Origin of the sequence: Pedobacter sp. CFBP9032, from assembly GCF_034045265.1 — a bacterium.
Taxonomy (GTDB): domain Bacteria; phylum Bacteroidota; class Bacteroidia; order Sphingobacteriales; family Sphingobacteriaceae; genus Pedobacter.
In genome coordinates this window covers 1-258 of the sequence record NZ_JAXCWE010000060.1, presented here as the reverse complement: position 1 = coordinate 258, position 258 = coordinate 1, and the positions used below count along the sequence as shown (strand labels likewise).

The window sequence follows — 258 nt, the reverse complement described above, 5'->3', positions numbered from 1 at the left end:
AAAGACTGATGGCTTCATCATCAAAACTTTTCATAATCACTAAAGAAATCATCAGCGCAACTTTTTCGGGAGAACAGTTTTCATGACCTGCTGAAAGCTGTTTCTTCGTCTCCGAAATACTTTTGGTTTTCATTCTGTGAACGGTGATGATCGTATTATCTAAAAGAAAAATTCCGATTTTGGTACTGATGTCACTTATAGTGTTGAGGTTTTTTCTTTCAAGCTCGGTGCTTTCACGCAAAAGGAAAAATTTCACGT

The 258-nt window shown here is 36.4% G+C and carries 1 protein-coding gene; it reads right to left on the bottom strand.

Going from position 1 to position 258, the window contains the following annotated elements:
• Window positions 1–241 (bottom strand): hypothetical protein (locus SOM16_RS23140; protein WP_320466361.1); only part of this gene is annotated, 241 nt, incomplete at its 3' end.
• Between the last annotated feature and the right edge of the window lie 17 nt (window positions 242–258).